This window comes from Streptomyces sp. SID10853, from assembly GCF_010548145.1.
Taxonomy (GTDB): Bacteria; Actinomycetota; Actinomycetes; order Streptomycetales; family Streptomycetaceae; genus Streptomyces.
Map to the genome: position 1 here is coordinate 1 of NZ_JAAGLN010000003.1, position 18,128 is coordinate 18,128.

18 protein-coding genes are annotated in these 18,128 nt (G+C 69.1%); 14 read left to right on the plus strand and 4 right to left on the minus strand.

Annotated features, from left to right (window positions below; all coding sequences use genetic code 11):
* The 5 genes from G3I19_RS01565 to G3I19_RS01585 form a co-directional block, all read left to right on the plus strand.
* A partial coding sequence (locus G3I19_RS01565; protein ID WP_343234953.1) for an urease accessory UreF family protein occupies positions 1-384 on the plus strand: 384 nt, incomplete at its 5' end.
* Positions 385-490: 106 nt separating this feature from the next.
* Entirely contained in the window at positions 491-1,183 is a 693-nt protein-coding gene (ureG, locus tag G3I19_RS01570; RefSeq protein WP_239073898.1) for an urease accessory protein UreG, read from the plus strand.
* Positions 1,180-1,932 (plus strand): urease accessory protein UreD, encoded by a 753-nt coding sequence (locus G3I19_RS01575; RefSeq protein WP_164258619.1) that lies wholly within the window; start codon positions 1,180-1,182, stop codon positions 1,930-1,932. Before ureG ends, G3I19_RS01575 begins: the two co-directional genes overlap by 4 nt.
* A gap of 50 nt (positions 1,933-1,982) precedes the next feature.
* A complete protein-coding gene (gene recO, locus G3I19_RS01580) occupies positions 1,983-2,729 on the plus strand; it encodes a DNA repair protein RecO (RefSeq protein ID WP_164258621.1) in 747 nt (248 codons plus the stop codon).
* Positions 2,730-2,747: 18 nt separating this feature from the next.
* On the plus strand, positions 2,748-3,557 hold the full coding sequence (locus G3I19_RS01585) for an isoprenyl transferase (RefSeq protein ID WP_164258623.1): 810 nt from the start codon (positions 2,748-2,750) through the stop codon (positions 3,555-3,557).
* 208 nt (positions 3,558-3,765) lie between these two features.
* Here the strand turns inward: G3I19_RS01585 and G3I19_RS01590 are convergent, their stop codons facing one another.
* The 4 genes from G3I19_RS01590 to G3I19_RS01605 all read right to left on the minus strand — a co-directional run bounded on the left by G3I19_RS01590 (position 3,766) and on the right by G3I19_RS01605 (position 6,940).
* Positions 3,766-4,185, minus strand: a complete 420-nt coding sequence (locus G3I19_RS01590; protein WP_164258625.1) for a transcriptional repressor — start codon at positions 4,183-4,185, stop codon at positions 3,766-3,768.
* Between the two features lie 57 nt (positions 4,186-4,242).
* Positions 4,243-5,136 carry a metal ABC transporter permease gene (locus tag G3I19_RS01595; protein ID WP_164258627.1) on the minus strand — a complete coding sequence of 298 codons (894 nt, stop codon included), beginning with the start codon at positions 5,134-5,136 and terminating at the stop codon, positions 4,243-4,245.
* Between the two features lie 2 nt (positions 5,137-5,138).
* Positions 5,139-5,909 (minus strand): metal ABC transporter ATP-binding protein, encoded by a 771-nt coding sequence (locus G3I19_RS01600; protein ID WP_164258628.1) that lies wholly within the window; start codon positions 5,907-5,909, stop codon positions 5,139-5,141.
* A 65-nt stretch (positions 5,910-5,974) separates the two neighbouring features.
* Positions 5,975-6,940, minus strand: a complete 966-nt coding sequence (locus G3I19_RS01605; RefSeq protein ID WP_164258631.1) for a metal ABC transporter substrate-binding protein — start codon at positions 6,938-6,940, stop codon at positions 5,975-5,977.
* Positions 6,941-7,165: 225 nt separating this feature from the next.
* Here G3I19_RS01605 and G3I19_RS01610 point away from each other — a divergent pair, with 225 nt between their 5' ends.
* The 9 genes from G3I19_RS01610 (at position 7,166) to G3I19_RS01650 (ending at position 18,066) form a co-directional block, all read left to right on the plus strand.
* Entirely contained in the window at positions 7,166-8,548 is a 1,383-nt protein-coding gene (locus G3I19_RS01610) for a glycine--tRNA ligase (RefSeq protein ID WP_164258633.1), read from the plus strand.
* 278 nt (positions 8,549-8,826) lie between these two features.
* On the plus strand, positions 8,827-9,774 hold the full coding sequence (locus G3I19_RS01615) for a U32 family peptidase (protein WP_164258634.1): 948 nt from the start codon (positions 8,827-8,829) through the stop codon (positions 9,772-9,774).
* Positions 9,771-10,277: a RidA family protein gene (locus G3I19_RS01620; RefSeq protein ID WP_164258636.1), complete on the plus strand. Its 507-nt coding sequence runs from the start codon at positions 9,771-9,773 to the stop codon at positions 10,275-10,277. Before G3I19_RS01615 ends, G3I19_RS01620 begins: the two co-directional genes overlap by 4 nt.
* A 102-nt stretch (positions 10,278-10,379) precedes the next feature.
* Entirely contained in the window at positions 10,380-11,849 is a 1,470-nt protein-coding gene (locus tag G3I19_RS01625) for an NCS1 family nucleobase:cation symporter-1 (RefSeq protein WP_164258638.1), read from the plus strand.
* Between the two features lie 59 nt (positions 11,850-11,908).
* Positions 11,909-12,853, plus strand: a complete 945-nt coding sequence (locus tag G3I19_RS01630) for an N-carbamoyl-D-amino-acid hydrolase (RefSeq protein ID WP_164258640.1) — start codon at positions 11,909-11,911, stop codon at positions 12,851-12,853.
* Between the two features lie 73 nt (positions 12,854-12,926).
* Complete coding sequence (hydA, locus tag G3I19_RS01635) at positions 12,927-14,300, plus strand: dihydropyrimidinase (RefSeq protein WP_164258642.1); 1,374 nt, start codon at positions 12,927-12,929, stop codon at positions 14,298-14,300.
* Positions 14,301-14,304: 4 nt separating this feature from the next.
* Positions 14,305-15,048 carry an aspartate/glutamate racemase family protein gene (locus G3I19_RS01640; RefSeq protein ID WP_164258644.1) on the plus strand — a complete coding sequence of 248 codons (744 nt, stop codon included), beginning with the start codon at positions 14,305-14,307 and terminating at the stop codon, positions 15,046-15,048.
* A 173-nt stretch (positions 15,049-15,221) separates the two neighbouring features.
* A complete protein-coding gene (locus G3I19_RS01645) occupies positions 15,222-16,493 on the plus strand; it encodes an alanine racemase (protein ID WP_164258646.1) in 1,272 nt (423 codons plus the stop codon).
* A 40-nt stretch (positions 16,494-16,533) separates the two neighbouring features.
* Positions 16,534-18,066, plus strand: a complete 1,533-nt coding sequence (locus G3I19_RS01650) for an aldehyde dehydrogenase family protein (RefSeq protein ID WP_164258648.1) — start codon at positions 16,534-16,536, stop codon at positions 18,064-18,066.
* Positions 18,067-18,128: the final 62 nt, after the last annotated feature.

Below are 18,128 nucleotides of genomic sequence, written 5' to 3' on the forward strand. Positions count from 1 at the left end.
GTCCACCGGCTCGCCCGCAGGCTCGCACCCGGCCACCCGGCGGTCACCGGGCTCAGCACCGCCCGCACGCCGTCCCTGCGCCCCCTGCGGCCGGTCACCCTGGGCGCACTCGGCGCGGTGCTCGACGTGTCGGACGAGGAGCTGGCGTACGGCGTCGTCTACGACGAGCTCCAGACGATCGCGGCCGCCGCGCTGAAACTGCTGCCCGGCGACCCGCTCGACTCGGTGGCGTGGATCCTCGCCGCTGAGCCCGGGGCGGCCGCGGCGGTGGCCGAGGCCGTCGCCGTACGGACACCGGACGGACTGCCCGCCAGGGCGGGCCTGCTCACCGAAGGGTGGGCCCTCGAACACGACCGACGAGAACGGAGACTCTTCCTTGCCTGAGAACGCCCCCAGGTCCCTGCCTTCCCTGCCTCCCCTGTCGGAGAACGCCCCCGGGACCCAGCCGCTCAACCAGCACTTCAACGAACCGCTCAACCAGCCGCGTGCCCTGCGCCTCGGCGTCGCGGGCCCGGTCGGCACCGGTAAGAGCTCGATCCTGGCGACCCTCTGCCGTGCGCTCGCCGGTGAACTCTCCATGGCTGTGGTCACCAACGACATCTACACCGACGAGGACGCCCGCTTCCTGCGTTCTGCGGGTGTCCTGCCCACCGAGCGGATCCGCGCCGTGGAGACCGGCGCCTGCCCGCACACCGCGATACGCGACGACGTCAGCGCCAACCTCGACGCGGTCGAGGACCTCGAAGAGGCGTACGGGCCGCTCGACCTGGTGCTCATCGAGAGCGGCGGCGACAACCTCACCGCCACGTTCAGCCCGGCACTCGCCGACGCCCAGCTCTTCTGCATCGATGTGGCGGGCGGCGGCGACGTGGCCCGCAAGGGCGGCCCCGGCATCACCGGGGCCGACCTGCTCGTCATCAACAAGACCGACCTCGCGCCGCACGTGGAGGTCGATGTCGCGGCCATGGTCGCCGACGCGGAGGCCGCACGCGACGGCCTCCGGGTCCTCGCGCTGTCCAAGCACGACGCGGCGTCCGTGGCCGAACTCGCCGACTGGGTCAGGGCGTTGCTCGTACGCCACCGCTCCGGCACCCATGTGCCGACCGACCCGGGCCCGATGGCCCCGCACAGCCACGGCCCCGGCCCCGGCCCCGGTGACGGCGAAGGCCACAGCCACCCATGACCGGATCCGACGACGGCGGCGCCGACCCCACGGCCGTCGCCGTCGAGCGCGACGCCGATGGCCGCCATATCGCCCGCGAACTGCGCCCCGGCGCCTTTCTCGCGCCCCGCCCGCTGAGTCCGGCGTCCGACGGACTGCACCTCGCCCTGGTCGGCACCCGCGCCGGGCTCCTGGCGGGCGACGCGCTGACCCTGCACCTCTCGGTCGGCCCCGGCGCCCGGCTGCACATCGTCGAACCCGCCGGGCTCGTCGCCTACGACCACCGCGGCGGCGCATCGGCCTGGCGCGCCACCGTCGACATCGCCGAGGGCGGCGAGCTGACCTGGGACGCACAGCCCTTCGTGGTCGCGTCAGGGGCGAACGTCCGGCGCACCATGGACATCGCGCTGGCCGCAGGCGCCCGGATGCTCTGGCGCGACACCCTGGTCCTGGGGCGCTCAGGGGAACGGGGCGGCAGCATACGGGCGACGACCCGTGCCACGTACGACGGCCAGGACCTGCTGGCCGAGGACCTGGACCTGCGCGATCCGGAGATCCGGGAGCTGCCGGGCATCCTCGGCGCCCACCGGGTCATCGGCTCGGTCACCGCCCTCGGCGCCACCCCCGGCGGCCCCCGCCACCCGTACCGCACGGACCTGGCGGGCCCTGGAGCGCAGGTACGGCTCCTCGACACGGTGGCCCCGGCGATCGAAGCGGAGCTCACCGGGGTGTGGGAGCAGTGGCGCGGCGAGCGGAGTCCCGGCGCGTGACCCGGGGCTCCCTGCGTACCGGGCCCGGCGCGTACGGGACAATGGACCCCATGAGTCTTTTCCGTGACGACGGGGTCGTCCTGCGGACTCAGAAGCTGGGTGAGGCCGACCGCATCATCACGCTGCTGACCCGGGGCCACGGGCGGGTGCGCGCCGTCGCCCGTGGCGTGCGGCGTACGAAGTCCAAGTTCGGGGCGCGGCTCGAACCGTTCTCCCACGTCGACGTGCAGTTCTTCGCACGCGGCAGCGAGCTCATCGGACGCGGCCTCCCGCTGTGCACCCAGAGCGAGACCATCGCTCCGTACGGTGGCGGGATCGTCAGCGACTACGCCCGCTACACGGCCGGCACGGCCATGCTGGAGACGGCGGAGCGCTTCACCGACCACGAGGGCGAGCCGTCCGTCCAGCAGTATCTGCTGCTCATCGGCGGGCTGCGCACCCTCGCCCGCGGAGAGCACGCCCCGAATCTGATCCTCGACGCGTTCCTGCTGCGCTCGCTCGCCGTCAACGGCTACGCGCCTAGCTTCGAGGACTGTGCGAAGTGCGGCATGGAAGGGCCGAACCGGTTCTTCTCCGTGGCGGGCGGCGGGGCGGTGTGCGGCGACTGCCGGGTGCCCGGCAGCGTCGTACCCTCTGCGGAGGCCGTCGGGCTGCTCAGCGCACTGCTGACGGGGGACTGGACGACGGCCGACGCGGCCGAGCCGCGGCACGTCAGGGAGGGCAGCGGGCTCGTATCGGCCTATCTGCACTGGCACTTGGAGCGCGGGCTGCGCTCGTTGCGGTACGTAGAGAAGTAGTGAGAGGGAGACGAGCACATGGCACGACGCGGGATTCTGGGGCGTAACAAGCAGGAGTACAAAACCCCCGAACTGCACCCGTCGGGCGCCCGCCCGCCGAAGATTCCGGGCGAGCTGGTGCCGAACCACGTGGCGATCGTCATGGACGGCAACGGCCGCTGGGCCAAGGACCGCGGGCTGCCGCGCACCGAGGGCCACAAGGTCGGCGAGTCCACCGTGCTCGAAGTGCTCAACGGCTGTATCGAGATGGGCGTCAAGAATCTCTCGCTGTACGCCTTCTCGACCGAGAACTGGAAGCGCTCGCCCGAAGAGGTGCGCTTCCTGATGAACTTCAACCGTGACGTCATCAGGCGGCGCCGGGACGAGATGGACGAGCTGGGGATCCGGATCCGCTGGGTGGGCCGGATGCCCAAGCTGTGGAAGTCGGTCGTCGAGGAACTCCAGGTCGCCCAGGAGCAGACCAAGGACAACGACGCCATGACGCTGTACTTCTGCGTCAACTACGGCGGGCGCGCGGAGATCGCCGACGCGGCGCAGGCCATCGCCCGCGATGTGGCGGACGGCAAGCTGGACCCGTCGAAGGTCAACGAGAAGACCTTCGCGAAGTACATCTACTACCCGGACATGCCGGACGTCGACCTGTTCCTGCGCCCCAGCGGCGAGCAGCGCACGTCCAACTACCTGATCTGGCAGAGCGCGTACGCCGAGATGGTCTTCCAGGACGTCCTGTGGCCGGACTTCGACCGCCGTGACCTGTGGCGGGCCTGTCTCGAATTCGCCCAGCGGGACCGGCGGTTCGGCGGCGCGATCGAGGAGACGACCGGCTGAGGGAAGGCCGACCGGCCCTGCGCCGAGCGGCCGCCGGCGCAGGGCCCCGGCAGCGCAGGGCCCCGGCAGCGCAGGGCCCAGGCAGCGCAGGGCCCAGGCATGCGCAGGGCCCCGGCACCGCAAGGTCCAGGCATGCGCAGGGCCCCGACGACCCAGGGCCCCGACAACCCAGGGCCCCGGACGCGCTGGGCGTTCCGGGGCCGGGGTCTCAGCTCTCCGCGGCGGATGCCGCGCACTCCGCGCAGGTCCCGAAGACCTCCACCGTGTGCGCGACGTTCACATAACCGTGCTGTGCCGCGATGGACTCCGCCCACTTCTCCACCGCGGGCCCCTCCACCTCGACGGCCTTGCCGCAGGTGCGGCAGACCAGATGGTGGTGGTGCTCACCGGTCGAACACCGCCGGTACACCGACTCGCCGTCGCCCGTGCGCAGCACGTCGACCTCGCCCGCGTCGGCCAGCGACTGGAGCGTGCGGTAGACGGTGGTCAGCCCGACCGAGTCGCCCCGGTGCTTGAGCACGTCGTGCAGCTCCTGGGCACTGCGGAACTCGTCCACCTCGTCGAGCGCCGCGGCCACCGCGGCCCGCTGCCGTGTCGACCGGCCTCGTACTGGTGCTCCCGCAGTCACAGGTGCCTCCTCGCCGTGCGTCGCCCGCCCATGTGTCGGGCCATTGTGCCAGCTCCGTCAGGCGCCGGCCGATTCCGCGGGCCGCCGCGCCGCCGGAAGGCCGGGCCCGCACTCCGCCTCGGCCGCCTCCGCGGCCCGTGCCCGCCGCCTCGCCAGCGGTGCGGCGAGCGCGGTCAGCGCCACGAAGACCGCGATGGCCAGCAGAACAATGGTCGCTCCGGGCGGCACGTCCTGGTAGTAGGACGTGACCGTACCGGCGAGCGTCACCGCGGTGCCGATCACCACGGCCACCACGAAGGTGACCGCGAACGACTTCGTCAGCTGCTGCGCCGCCGCGACCGGGACCACCATCAGCGCGCTCACCAGGAGCAGCCCGACCACCCGCATGGCGACGGTGACGGTGACGGCGGCCGTGACCGCGATGAGCAGGTTCAGCACCCGCACCGGCAGCCCGGTGACCCGGGCGAACTCCTCGTCCTGGCTGACCGCGAAGAGCTGCCTGCGCAGCCCGAGCGTCACCAGGACCACGAAAGCGGCCAGGATGCAGATCGCGGTGACATCGCTCTGCGAGACGGTCGCGAGCGAGCCGAAGAGGTACGACGAGAGGTTGGCGTTGGAGCCGGTGGGGGAGAGGTTGATCAGCAGCACCCCGCCCGACATACCGCCGTAGAAGAGCATCGCCAGCGCCACGTCCCCGCGCATCCGGCCGTAGCTGCGGATCAGCTCCATCGAGACGGCGCCGACGACCGAGACCAGCGTCGCCATCCACACAGGGCTGGAATTGAGCAGAAAGCCGAGGCCGACCCCGGTCATGGCGATGTGGCCGATGCCGTCTCCCATCAGTGCCTGGCGGCGCTGGACGAGGTAGATGCCGATGGCGGGTGCGGTGATGCCGACCAGGACGGCGGCGAGCAGGGCCCGCTGCATCAGGGCGCTCTGGAGAAGTTCCATGGTCAGCTCAGCAGTCCTGTCCTGGCCGGCTCGGCCGGCGCGTGCGGGTGTACGTGGTCGTGGCCTGGCAGGGAATGCTGGCCCAGCGCCTCGGGAGGCGGCCCGTCGTGTGTGACGCAGCCGTCGCGCAGCACGACGGCGCGGTCGATCAGCGGCTCCAGCGGCCCCAGCTCGTGCAGCACCAGCAGCACGGTCGTCCGGGCGGCCACCTGCTCGCGCAGGGTCGAGGCGAGGATCTCCTGGCTGGCCAGGTCGACCCCGGCCATCGGCTCGTCCATGATCAGCAGTTCCGGTTCGGACGCCAGCGCCCGGGCGATCAGCACCCGCTGGTGCTGGCCGCCGGAGAGCGCGCTCACCGAGTCGCCCGCGCGGTCGCTGAGCCCGACCAGCTCGATGGCGCGGGCGACGGCCGCCCGGTCGGCCTTCGACGGCCACCGCAGCTTCGTACGGGCGAGCCTCCCGGACGAGACGATCTCGCGCACCGTCGCCGGCACTCCGCCCGCCGCCGTGGTGCGCTGCGGTACGTAACCGATGCGTGCCCACTGCCGGAACCGGCCCAGCGGGCTGCCGAAGAGTTCGATCGAGCCGCCGGTGAGGGGGACCTGGCCGATCACCGCGCGTACGGCGGTCGACTTGCCCGAGCCGTTGGCGCCGAGCAGGGCGACGACCTCGCCCCGGCCGACCCGGAGGTCGATACCGCGCAGCACGGGGCGCGAGCCGAGCGCGGCGGTGGCGCCGCGCACCGAGATGACGGGTTCCTGTTCCATGTCCATGGCGCGTGCCTCCGGTGCGGTCGCAGGTGCGGTCTCAGATGCGGACGGGCCTGTGCGGGGTGCGGTCACTTCGCGCCGAGGGCCTTCTGGAGCGCGACGAGGTTGGACCGCATGACCTGGATGTAGTCGCGGCCCCTGGACTTGTCCGTGATCCCTTCCAGCGGGTCCAGGACGTCGGTCTTCACATGCAGGTCGCCGGCGAGGGTCTTGGCCGTGTCGGGGTTCGCGATGGTCTCGAAGAAGACCGTGTTGACGTGGTGCTTCGCGGCGAGGCTGTGCAGGTCCTTCATGCGCGAGACGCTGGGCTCGCTCTCCGGGTCGATCCCGCTGATGGCCTCCTCGGTGAGGCCGTACCGCTCGGCGAGGTAGCCGAAGGCGGCGTGCGTGGTGACGAAGGTGTCGGACGTGCGGTGCTTCAGCCCGTCCGCGTACTGCTTGTTGAGGGCGTCGAGCTTCTTCACCAAGGCGTCGGTGTTCCTGCGGTAGTCCGCCTTGTGCTTCGGGTCCGCCGCGGCGAGCGTCTTGTCCACGCCCTTGGCGACCTGGGCGTAGCGCACCGGGTCGAGCCAGATGTGCGGGTCGAGTCCGGCTTCGCTCTCCGAGTGGGAGTCGTTGTCACCGGTCGTGTGGTGCCGGCCGTCGACCTCGGTGCCGTGCTTTTCGAGCGTGGTCATCGAGGCGGCGTCGGCGGTGTACTTCACACCGGACTGCTTGATCGCCTCGTCGACGGCGGGCTGGAGGCCCTTCAGATAGACGATCGCGTCCACGTCGGAGAGGGCGACGGTCTGCTTCGGGCTGAGTTCCAGGTCGTGCGGCTCGACGCCGGGCTTCGTCAGGTTGGTGACGGAGACATGGTCGCCGCCTATCTGCTGCGTCAGGTACTGGAGTGGATAGAACGACGCCACGACACGCAGCTTTCCGTCCTTGTGGTCGGCTGCGGAGGAGGAGGCGGAGCAGGCGGAGAGGGCGACCAGTCCGGCGGCGACCGCTGCGGAGACAGCTGTGGCGGGTATGAGGCGTCGTACGTTCATGACAGTCATTTTCAACGAAAGTGGAAACCATTGTCAACAACGGTTCGGTGTGACCCTCCGGAACGGCTCGGTGCGACCCCTCCGGCGACCCCGCCGCCCGGCCGTCGTGAAGGGGATCTCCGGCCCATCCCGGCAGGAACCGGTAACCGATTTGATCCGGGGGGCCCAGCCGCCGGTAACCTGAGGTATTCCGCTGTTCGCAATCGTCGTAATGAAGAGAGCACCGTGGCCGCCGACAAGATCGACACCATCGTCAGCCTGAGCAAGCGCCGTGGCTTCGTCTACCCCTCCAGTGAGATCTACGGTGGTCAGCGTGCCGCCTGGGACTACGGGCCGCTGGGTGTCGAGCTGAAGGAGAACCTGAAGCGCCAGTGGTGGCGTTACATGGTCACCGCGCGCGAGGACGTGGTCGGTCTCGACTCGTCGGTCATCCTGGCCTCGGAGACCTGGGAGGCGTCCGGTCACGTCGCGACCTTCTCCGACCCGCTGACCGAGTGCACCTCCTGCCACAAGCGCTTCCGCGCGGACCACCTGGAGGAGGCGTACGAGGAGAAGCACGGCCACGCGCCCGCGAACGGCCTCGCCGACCTCAACTGCCCCAACTGCGGCAACAAGGGCACCTTCACCGAGCCCAAGAACTTCTCGGGCCTGCTCTCCACCCACCTCGGCCCGACCCAGGACAGCGGCTCCATCGCCTACCTGCGGCCCGAGACGGCCCAGGGCATCTTCACCAACTTCGGCCAGGTGCAGCAGACTTCGCGCAAGAAGCCGCCGTTCGGCATCGCGCAGATGGGCAAGTCCTTCCGGAACGAGATCACTCCGGGCAACTTCATCTTCCGCACCCGCGAGTTCGAGCAGATGGAGATGGAGTTCTTCGTCAAGCCGGGCGAGGACGAGCAGTGGCAGGAATACTGGATGGAGCAGCGCTGGAACTGGTACCGCGACCTCGGTATGCGCGAGGAGAACATGCGCTGGTTCGAGCACCCGAAGGAGAAGCTGTCCCACTACTCGAAGCGCACCGCCGACATCGAGTACCGCTTCCGCTTCGGCGGCAGTGAGTGGGGCGAGCTGGAGGGCGTCGCCAACCGCACGGACTACGACCTCGGCGCGCACTCCAAGGCATCCGGCACCGACCTCTCCTACTTCGACCAGGAGAAGGGCGAGCGCTGGACGCCGTACGTCATCGAGCCCGCGGCGGGTGTCGGCCGGGCCATGCTGGCCTTCATGCTCGACGCGTACATCGAGGACGAGGCGCCCAACGCCAAGGGCGTCATGGAGAAGCGCACCGTGATGCGCCTCGACCCGCGCCTCGCGCCGGTCAAGGTCGCGGTCCTGCCGCTCTCCCGCAACCCGCAGCTGTCGCCGAAGGCCAAGGGCCTGGCGACCGACCTGCGCCGCAACTGGAACATCGAGTTCGACGACGCGGGCGCCATCGGCCGCCGCTACCGCCGCCAGGACGAGATCGGTACGCCCTTCTGCGTCACGGTGGACTTCGACACCCTCGACGACAACGCGGTGACGGTCCGCGAGCGCGACACGATGAAGCAGGAGCGTGTCTCGCTGGACCAGATCCAGTCGTACCTCGGCGGCCGGCTGCTGGGCTGCTGACCCGGCGCGGTTACTGCTCCACCCCCGCGTCGTTCTGACGCGACAGGGCCCCGGTCCCGCTTCGGCGGGGGCGGGGCCCTTCTGTTCTGCCCTGAATGTTCTGTGCTCTGTTCCGCGCTCTCTTTCCGCGCTGCGGTCGGCTCCGGCGGCCGGACGCCGGAGCGCCATGAGGAACCGCTCATTCCCTCTCGCGGTGCCGACCCATTGACGCGAAATCCTTGCGCGCCCTACGCTGTTCGAGATTACAGACCACGTCCGAAATCTCGAACAGGACTTCCATGGACAACACTCGAAGCTTTCTGCGGCAGCGCGGCCTGCTGCTGTCCGACGACGTGACGTTGCCGGCGAGCGAGGTGCGCTTCCCGGACGGCGGCCAGTACCGAGTCGAGATCCCGAGCGTCGAGGGGCCTGACGTCATGGCCGCCGTCATCGAGGAGGCGCAGCGGCGCGGCGTACCGCTGCACCGGCTCTCCCAGGGCAGCGGCGGTCTGCTGACCACCCAGGGCGAACTCGCCGACTTGGCCGGCATGGGGGCAGCACACTCGGTCGAGGTCTCCCTGTTCGTACGCCCGCTGGCCGGATGGGGGATCGGGGCCGGCGCCCTCGCACCCCTGGGGACGAGCGCGGCTCAGGCGCGGGGAGCGGATCAGCTCGTACACAACCTGGAAGACCTCCGCCGTATGACCGACGCCGGTCTCAGGGGGGCTCTGATCACCGACCTCGGTGTGCTGGAGGCCGCGGCGCTGATGCGCAGCGAAGGCGAACTGCCGCCGCGCGTGCGGTTCAAGGGCAGCGTCCAGATGGGCCTGTCCAATCCGGTGTCGATCGGCATGGGCGCACGCTGTGGTCTGGACAGCTACAACGTCCCGCCGGATCTGACCGTCGCTCATCTCGCCGAGATCCGCGCCAGGACCGACATGCCACTGGACATCTACATCGAGTCCCCGGACGACGTCGGCGGCTTCGTGCGCTACTACGAGATAGCGGAGATCGTGCGCGTCGCGGCCCCCGTCTACCTCAAGTTCGGCGTCCGCAACGCACCCGGCCTGTACCCCAGCGGCGCACATCTGCGGGACACCGCGGTCGCGCTCGGGCGCGAGCGGGTCAGGCGGGCGGACATCGGCCTGGAATTCCTGCGGCGTTACTACCCGGACGCGGTCGCGTCGGCGCCGGGAGCGCCGGATCTCGGGATTCCCGAGATCAGCGAGCGGGCGGTGGTCGCGTGAACCCGGCTGCACGGCTGACCCCCGAACGACTGCTGGCCGAAGGCGAATTGATTCTGCCCGCGGCGCCGGCGCCGTCCGGCCGCTACCGCCCGGCCAGACGGACGGGCGCGTTCCTCGATATCTCCGGGCAGGTTCCGCACCGTGACGGAGTGCTGACACGGACCGGCCGGGTGGGAGAGGACATCCACACCGACGAGGCCATCGCGCTGGCGCAGCTCTCCTGTCTGAACGCACTCGCGGTAGCACGCGCCGAGAACGGCACGCTGGACGGCGTCTTTGTCCACCGCGTCCGGGTGTTCGTGGCCTGCACGCCCGACTACGACGAGCAGCATCTCGTGGCGAACGGCGCGAGCGAGTTGCTGCTGGCGGTCTTCGGCGATGCGGGTGAACACGCCCGCACCGCGATAGGTGTCTGCGCGCTGCCGCTCGGTGCTCCGGTCGAAGTCGAGATCACGCTGGCTCTCGACGAGGTGAGCGCGGCGGAAGGCGCGGCGGCTTTATGAGGCGTACCGGTGCCGGAATTTCTTGCAAACCTCTGAACGCGTCGCACCACAGCCACGCCGGACCGGCTGCGCACAGCGTTGTCACACTCCTCGGAGAGCAGCATGAAAACAGACCCCACGCTCTACAGCGATGACTTGGCACCTGCGACCGACCGCAAGTGGAAGACTTTCGACCTGAGTTCGATGTGGATGTCCGTCATCCACAACCTGGGCACGTACACCCTTGCGGCCGGGCTCTACGTACTCGGCCTGACACCGGTGGAGATCTTCTTCGCGTACGTCGTCGCCTTCGCCATCACGCTGGTCGCGTGCAATGCGACCGGCCTCATCGGCCAGCGGCTCGGTGTGCCCTTCCCTGTCATCGCCAGGCTGAGTTTCGGGGTGTACGGGGCCCGGATCCCGGCGATGGTCCGTGGCGTCATCGCCATATTCTGGTACGGAATCCAGACGTATCTCGCCGCGATGGCATTGATATCCGTGCTGAAGGTGATGTCTCCCGGTATCAGCGGGTGGGAGGAGCGCACACCGTCGTTCCTCGGTCTTTCGCTCCTCGGCTGGATCTGCTTTCTCGGGGTGTGGGGGGTCCAGCTGTTCGTGGTCACCCATGGCATCGAGCGCATCCGTAAGTTCCAGAATCTCGCCGGCCCCGCGATCTGGATCGTGATGCTCGCGCTTTCGATCACGCTGCTGGTTCAGGCCGGAGGCCGGATCTCGTGGACCGGGACGACCGTGCCCGGACAGAGCGCGGGCGCGACTGTCAAGCTGTTCATGGTGGCTGTCTTCACCATCGTGGCATCACTGTCCACCCTCATTGTGAACGTCAGCGACTTCACGCGGTTCGCAGCGGACGAACGTTCCGTGAAGCGGGGTAACTTCTGGGGGCTGCCGATCAACGGCGCCATGTTCGGCGTCGTATCGGCCATGTGTACCGCGGGTGCGATCGCCGTGTACGGAAAGGTGTTCACCGACCCCGCCCAGCTCATAGCTCAGCAGAACAACAAGATCCTGCTCGTCGTCGGCGCCGTGCTGTTCCTCGGCGCCACCATGGGAACCAATATCTCGGCCAATGTCGTATCGGCGGCCTACGACCTGGCCAATATGTTTCCGAAACGCCTCAACTTCACTCGTGGTGCACTGGTGGCGTCCGGTATCGCCGTCGTGGTCCTGCCGTGGAAGATGTACTCGACCCCGGCGATCATCGTGTACTCGCTCGGAGGGATAGGTGCCTTTCTGGGCCCGCTCGTCGGAATCATTCTGTGGGATTACTACCGAGTGCGGAAAGGGGCGGTGGTCGTCGACGAGCTGTATGTGAGCGACGGTTCGTCCAGGTACCACTACAGCTCCGGCTACAACTGGGTGGCGCTCACGGCCTTCGCGGGAACATCCGCGGTCACGGCAGTCATCGCTCTGGTCCCCTTCTTCGATGCTGTCTCCGCCTATTCCTGGCCTATGGGAGTGGTGCTCGGCGCCTGTGTCTATGCGGCAGCGCTCACGCTTCTCGATCGCCGTACGGGTGTTTCGGAGGAGAGAGCAGAAGAGGTCCCGGGCGGGACGCATGCGAAAACCCTGTAGGTCTGTCCCTCTGTCCCTGAGATCTTCCACTGTAGTAACGGCGATTGGCAGGTAACCCCGTGGCGCGGAAACTGATGGTGGCGGCGGCTCAGATGGGGCCCGTCCCGCTCAGCGAGAAGAAAGAGGAAACCGTCGGCCGGCTGATCGGCATGCTGGTCGAGGCCGCCGCACGCGGCGCCAGGCTCGTGGTCTTTCCGGAAGCCGCGCTGACTCCCTTCTTCCCGCACTGGCTGATCGATGACGAGGCCGAGCTCGACAGTTACTACGAGACAGCCATGCCGAGTCCGGTGGTCGCCCCGCTGTTCGAGATGGCACGCGAGCTGCGGGTCGGCTTCTATCTGGGGTTCGCGGAACTCACCCCGGACGGCAGGCGGTTCAACACATCGATCCTGGTTTCGGAGCAGGGCGAAATCATAGGGAAGTACCGCAAGATCCATCTGCCGGGATATGCGACCCCCCGGCCGCACGAGCCGGTCCAGAATCTGGAGAAGCGGTACTTCGAGGTGGGCGACCTGGGATTTCCCGTATGGGACGGATTCGGCGGCAGAGTCGGTATGTGTATCTGCAACGACAGGCGATGGCCGGAAACCTACCGGGTGATGGGGCTGCAAGGGGTGGAACTCGTCATGGTGGGCTACAACAGCCTGCTGAATGTCCCCGCCATGGCGGAAGTGGATCACCTGCAGTCGTTCCACAACCATCTGTCGATGCAGTCCAACGCCTATTTCAACGGCACCTGGGTGGTGGCGTCGGCACGGGCCGGTGTGGAGGAGGGAATTCCCCAGCTCGGCCAGAGCGTCATCATCGCCCCGTCCGGTGAGATCACCGCGCAGGCGTACACGAATGGCGACGAGGTGATCGTCGGGTCGATCGACCTGGACGCGTGCAACATATTCAAGCGCTACATGTTCAATTTCAGGCAGCACAGGCGCCCCGAGCACTACGGGCTGATCAGCGCGCCGGTCGAGCAGTCCTGGGATTCAGGCCCTTTGCTCGGAGACTGATCCCTCGCATCTGCACCTGCCATGACGGCAGAGAAGCACACCGCACATGACTGGAAGCAAGTGGAGGACAACAATGGGCAGCTTGTTGCTCAAGGGCGGCACGGTCTGGACGTCCGAATCCGTCGTCGAGGCCGACGTCTTCGTCGACGGGGGAATCGTACGGGCCATCGGCAGCGGGCTCTCCCAGCAGGCCGACAGGGAGATAGACGTAGCGGGCCGGATCCTGATTCCCGGCGGTGTGGACGTACATACACATCTGGACGCGCCGGTCGGCGGCACCACAACGGCCGACGACTTCGAAAGCGGCACGACAGCCGCCGCCTGCGGCGGAACCACCACTATTGTCGACTTCGCGACGCAGGCGAAAGGGCAGACCCTCCAGGAGACCGTCGACACATGGCACCGTAAAGCCACCGGAAAAGCCGTTGTGGATTTCGGGTTCCACTTGTCCATCACCGATCTCTACCGGGACGCGATCGCGGATCTCGGCACTGTTGTGCGCGGTGGTATCACCAGCTTCAAGGTGTTCATGGGCTATCCGGGAACACTCATGCTGAACGACGGTGAGATCTACCGTGTGATGCAGGCGGGTGCACGTCACGGGGCTCAGGTGTGCGTCCACGCGGAGAACGGGTTCATCATCGACCGGATGGCCGAGGACCTGATGGCACAGGGCAAGCGGGGCCCCGAGTCGCACGCCCTGTCGCGGCCTCCGTCGACCGAGGCCGAAGCGGTCAGCCGCGCGATCCGTATCGCCCGCATGGCCGACGCACCGCTGTACTTCGTGCACCTGTCGACCGAGAGCGCGGCGCTGGCGCTCAGCGAGGCTCAGGCCACCGGGATGCCCGTGGCGGGCGAGACCTGCACCCACTACCTCACCCTGGACGAGAGCCTGTACCGCGCACCGGGCTTCGAGGGGGGCAAGGCAGTGCTCACCCCGCCGCTGCGGGGAGCCGTCGACCGGGACGCTCTCTGGCGCGGTCTGCGGACCGGGTCGCTGAGCGTGGTCAGCTCGGACCACTGCCCGTTCTGCTTCGCCCAGAAGAAGGCCGGCATCGACGACTTCAGACTGATCCCCAACGGGGGACCGGGTATTGAGCACCGTCTGCAGCTCATGTACGCGGAAGGCGTCGTCAAGAAGCGGCTGACGCCACAGCAGTTCGTCCATCTGACGTCGACATCGCCGGCCAAGGCATTCGGTCTGTACCCGGAGAAGGGCACCATCGCTGTCGGGTCGCATGCCGACATCACCGTGCTGGACCCGGACGGCAGCACCGGTATCTCACGGGACACACACAACATGAACGTCGACTACAGCCTGTGGGAAGGCTGGAACCTGCCCGGACGCGTCGACCGGGTGTTCCTCCGGGGCGACGAGATCGTCCGGGACGGGAAATTCCGGGGCCGCGCCGGAAGCGGACAGTACCTGAGCCGGAAGACGGTGTAGACGGATGAGGATTCTGGTGGTCAATCCGAACACATCACCGTCGATGAGCGCCGCCATCGCGACGGAGTGCCGGGGAGCGGCGCGTGCGTCGACAACCGTCGATGTGCTGAACCCGCGCCGTGGCCCGCGCTCGATCGAGTCCTACACCGAGGACTGCCTCGCCTCTGCCGCGACCGTCGAACTGGTCATGGAGCACCGCGACGCGTACGACGGCTATGTCGTGGCCTGTTTCGACGACCCGGCGGTGCGTGCGCTGCGCGAGCTGGTACGGGGCCCGGTGATCGGTATCGCTGAGGCGGCGGCCCACATGGCGTCGCTGGTCGCGGCGAAGTTCTCCGTCGTCACGGTGATGCGGCGCTCCAAGCCGCGCCTGGCCGAGTCCATCGAGCGGGCGGGGCTGGCCGGCCGGTGTGGTTCCGTACGGGCGGTCGACCTGTCGGTGCTGCAGATCGAGGAGGACCTCGACGCGACGAGGGCGATCATCGCGGCGGAGGCGCGGCGGGCCATGGAGGAGGACGACGCGGAGGCCATCTGTCTGGGCTGCGCGGGGCTCGGGCCACTCGACAAGTCCCTGCAGGCGGAGCTGGGAATCCCCGTTCTTGACGGTTGCGGATGCGCGGTCAAGCTGGTCGAGGCGTGTGTCGAATACGGCATCACGACCAGCAAGTACCTGTCCTACGCGGCCCCGCCGGAGAAGGAGTACGTGGACTGGCCGGTCTTCGACACGGCCGGGGCGGGGCAGCACTGACCGGACCGCGTTGACGGGACCGCACTGACGGGGCAGCACTGACGGGGCCGGGCCCGCCGTGACCCGCTGACGCGACTTGCTGACGCGGCCCGCCGAAGTGGCCCGCCGAAGGGCCCGCCGGAGTGGCCTGCTGGGCAATCAAGTGACCTCAGGGTCGGAACGGAATGGCGATCATGCAGGAATTCGAGGCCGGCGGCATGGGCGACGACCCGTGGGCAAGGGGCCGGGACGAGGCAGGCACCCTCGACGACTGGCGGGACCGCGGGCTGAACGTGACAGCCGGGGACCTCGGCTTCCCGGCTCTCGTGCTCAAGCGCAGGGAAGTCCTGCACAACATCGCCGCCATGGCGAAGTACTGCACCGCACAGGGCGTTTCGCTGAGCCCGCACGGCAAGACATCGATGATGCCCTGGCTGTTCCGCCGCCAGCTGGAGGCTGGGGCCTGGGCGATGACCGCGGCGACCCCGGCCCACTGCAGGACGTACCGGAGGTTCGGGATACCGCGGATACTGCTGGCCAACGTGCTCGTCGACAAGGACGCGATCGCATGGGTGGCGGCCGAACTGGACCGGGACCCGGATTTCGGATTCCTCTGCTACGCCGACAGTGTGGAAGCGGTCCACCTCATGGAGCGCGTACTCGCCGAGGTGAAGCCCCGCCGTCCGGTCGAGGTCCTGGTCGAAATCGGTTACAGAGGAGGCAGGACAGGCTGCCGGTCGCTCGACGACGCGCTGGCGGTCGGATCCGCGGTCAACGAGGCACGGTTCCTGCGTCTCACCGGAGTCTCCGGCTTCGAGGGGTTCTTGTCCGGCGACGCGTCGGTGGACGTGACCGACCAGTGCCGGAGCTATCTGGGTGAGGTGGCCGACGCCGTGCGCGCCCTGCGGGCGAAGGACTTGTTCGAGTCCGCGGAAACCATTGTCTCGGCGGGCGGCAGCGCGTATTTCGACACCGTGGTGGAGGTGCTGGGCCCCGACCGGTTCGACTTCCCCGTGCGCACCGTGCTGCGCAGCGGATGCTATGTGGCACACGACGAGGAGATGTACGGACCGACATCGCCGCTGGCCGGCCGGAGCGACCGGGCGCCCGAAGACCGGCTGGCCCCCGCCCTGGAGCTGTGGGCGACCGTCTGGTCACGGCCTGAACCCGGCCTCGTGATAGCCGGTTTCGGCCGGCGCGACGCACCGTACGATTTCCGGCTGCCCCAGGTGAAATCGGTCCACAGCGCGGCGGGCCCGCCCCGGGACGTCACGGGGCGTTTCCAGGTGACCGCCCTGAACGACCAGCACGCGTACGTACGGGTTCCCGAGGACGACTCCGTAGCGGTGGGCGACCAGTTGGTGTGCGGGATCAGCCATCCGTGCGGGGCGTTCGACCGCTGGCGCTGGATCCCCCTCGTCGATGACCGTTACGACGTGCTGGAAGGGCTCGGCACGTACTTCTAGGCCCGACAGCGGCATTGATACCTGATGACGGAGGGGAAGAATGACGACCGTAGTGTCCACCGATGCGCGCACCGGCGCGGTGACCCGGCTGGAAGTGACGGAGACCGGGGTGGGCGAGGTGGCATCGCTGACCGCCGCGGCGGCCCGCGCGCTGCCCTGGCTGGCCGAGCAGGGGCGGACGGGACGAGCCGCGCTGCTCGACGCCATCGCGGACGGGCTGGAGGCCGACGCGGAGCGGATCACTGCCGCCGCCGACCGGGAGTCCGGCCTCGGGCTGCCCCGGCTGACCGGTGAACTGGCCAGAACCGCCTACCAGTTGCGGTTCCTGGGTGACGTCGTCAGGGACGGCGGGTATCTGGATGCCGTCATCGACCGACCGGTGGCGGAGACCCCGGCCGGCCCCCGCCCCGACCTGCGCCGGATGCTTGTCCCGCTCGGCCCGGTGGCGGTCTTCGGCGCGAGCAACTTCCCGCTGGCCTTCGGGGTGGCGGGTGGCGACACCGCGTCGGCACTGGCCGTGGGAGCCCCGGTCGTGGCCAAGGCGCATCCGGCGCACCCCGAGACCTGCCGGCTGGTGGGCGCGGTGATCGCCGCGGCGGTACGCGAACGCGGCGGCCCCGCCGGTGTGTTCAGCCTGGTGTTCGGCCGGGACGAGGGAACCGCACTGGTCACCGACCCACGTATCACCGCGGTCGGGTTCACCGGCTCACTGCGCGGTGGCCGCGCCCTGTACGACCTGGCCTGCGCGCGTGAGACACCCGTACCGTTCTACGGGGAGCTGGGCGGGGTCAATCCGCTGGTCGTCACAGCGGCTGCGGCCGCTGAACGCGGGCCGGAAATCGGCGGCGGACTGGCCGGCAGTGTGTTGCTGGGGCAGGGCCAGTTCTGCACCAAGCCCGGGCTGATCCTGTTGCCTGCGGGCGCGGACGGCACGGAGGCCGTCACGGCGCTCGCGGCGGCGGTACGGGCGGCGCGCCCCGGCCACCTGCTCACCGCGTCGATCGCGGCCGCCTTCGCCCGTGAGACGAAGGGCATCGGTGAACTGCCCGGGGTGACCGTACTGGCGGCGACCGAAGGCGCGGACGGCACGACGGGCGCGCTGGTGGTGGAGGCGGATCCGGAAGCGCTGCTGTCCGGTGGGTCCGAAGCCCTGCTCGCGGAGCACTTCGGGCCGTTTGCCGTGGTCGTCCGGTACGCCGACCAGGCGCAGCTGGCCGCCGTGCTGGCCGCTGTCCCGGCCGCGCTGACCGGGACGGTGCACGGCGCCACCGAGGCCACCGACCCGGACTTCGCGGCGGCATTCCGGATGCTGGCGGCGCGGTCGGGCCGGGTCGTGGTGAACGGCTACCCCACCGGCGTCGCGGTGAGCTGGGCGATGCACCACGGAGGCGGCTACCCGGCGACCACGGCTCCGGGCGAGACCTCGGTCGGCGCGGCGTCGGTACGCCGCTGGCTGCGGCCGGTGACCTTTCAGGACGCGCCACAGGCCCTGCTGCCTGCCGAACTCGCGGACGGGCCGGTGCCGGGGCTGCCCCGCCGCATCGACGGGGTGCTCACCATCGACGGGTGCTGACCATCGGTGGGAGCTGACCAGCGACGGGGTGCTGCCCGTGTGGAATCCGGTGTTCTCCGAGG

Excerpts from the sequence above, each read along its gene's own strand:
- G3I19_RS01585 (WP_164258623.1), top strand. The coding sequence starts at position 2,748 with ATGGCACGACGCGGGATTCTGGGGCGTAACAAGCAGGAGTACAAAACC.
- G3I19_RS01645 (WP_164258646.1), top strand. The coding sequence starts at position 15,222 with ATGCAGGAATTCGAGGCCGGCGGCATGGGCGACGACCCGTGGGCAAGG.
- G3I19_RS01650 (WP_164258648.1), top strand. The coding sequence starts at position 16,534 with ATGACGACCGTAGTGTCCACCGATGCGCGCACCGGCGCGGTGACCCGG.
- G3I19_RS01600 (WP_164258628.1), bottom strand. The coding sequence starts at position 5,909 with ATGGACATGGAACAGGAACCCGTCATCTCGGTGCGCGGCGCCACCGCC.
- hydA (WP_164258642.1), top strand. The coding sequence starts at position 12,927 with ATGGGCAGCTTGTTGCTCAAGGGCGGCACGGTCTGGACGTCCGAATCC.
- G3I19_RS01605 (WP_164258631.1), bottom strand. The coding sequence starts at position 6,940 with ATGAACGTACGACGCCTCATACCCGCCACAGCTGTCTCCGCAGCGGTC.
- G3I19_RS01625 (WP_164258638.1), top strand. The coding sequence starts at position 10,380 with ATGAAAACAGACCCCACGCTCTACAGCGATGACTTGGCACCTGCGACC.
- G3I19_RS01615 (WP_164258634.1), top strand. The coding sequence starts at position 8,827 with ATGGACAACACTCGAAGCTTTCTGCGGCAGCGCGGCCTGCTGCTGTCC.
- G3I19_RS01595 (WP_164258627.1), bottom strand. The coding sequence starts at position 5,136 with ATGGAACTTCTCCAGAGCGCCCTGATGCAGCGGGCCCTGCTCGCCGCC.
- G3I19_RS01640 (WP_164258644.1), top strand. The coding sequence starts at position 14,305 with ATGAGGATTCTGGTGGTCAATCCGAACACATCACCGTCGATGAGCGCC.
- G3I19_RS01575 (WP_164258619.1), top strand. The coding sequence starts at position 1,180 with ATGACCGGATCCGACGACGGCGGCGCCGACCCCACGGCCGTCGCCGTC.
- recO (WP_164258621.1), top strand. The coding sequence starts at position 1,983 with ATGAGTCTTTTCCGTGACGACGGGGTCGTCCTGCGGACTCAGAAGCTG.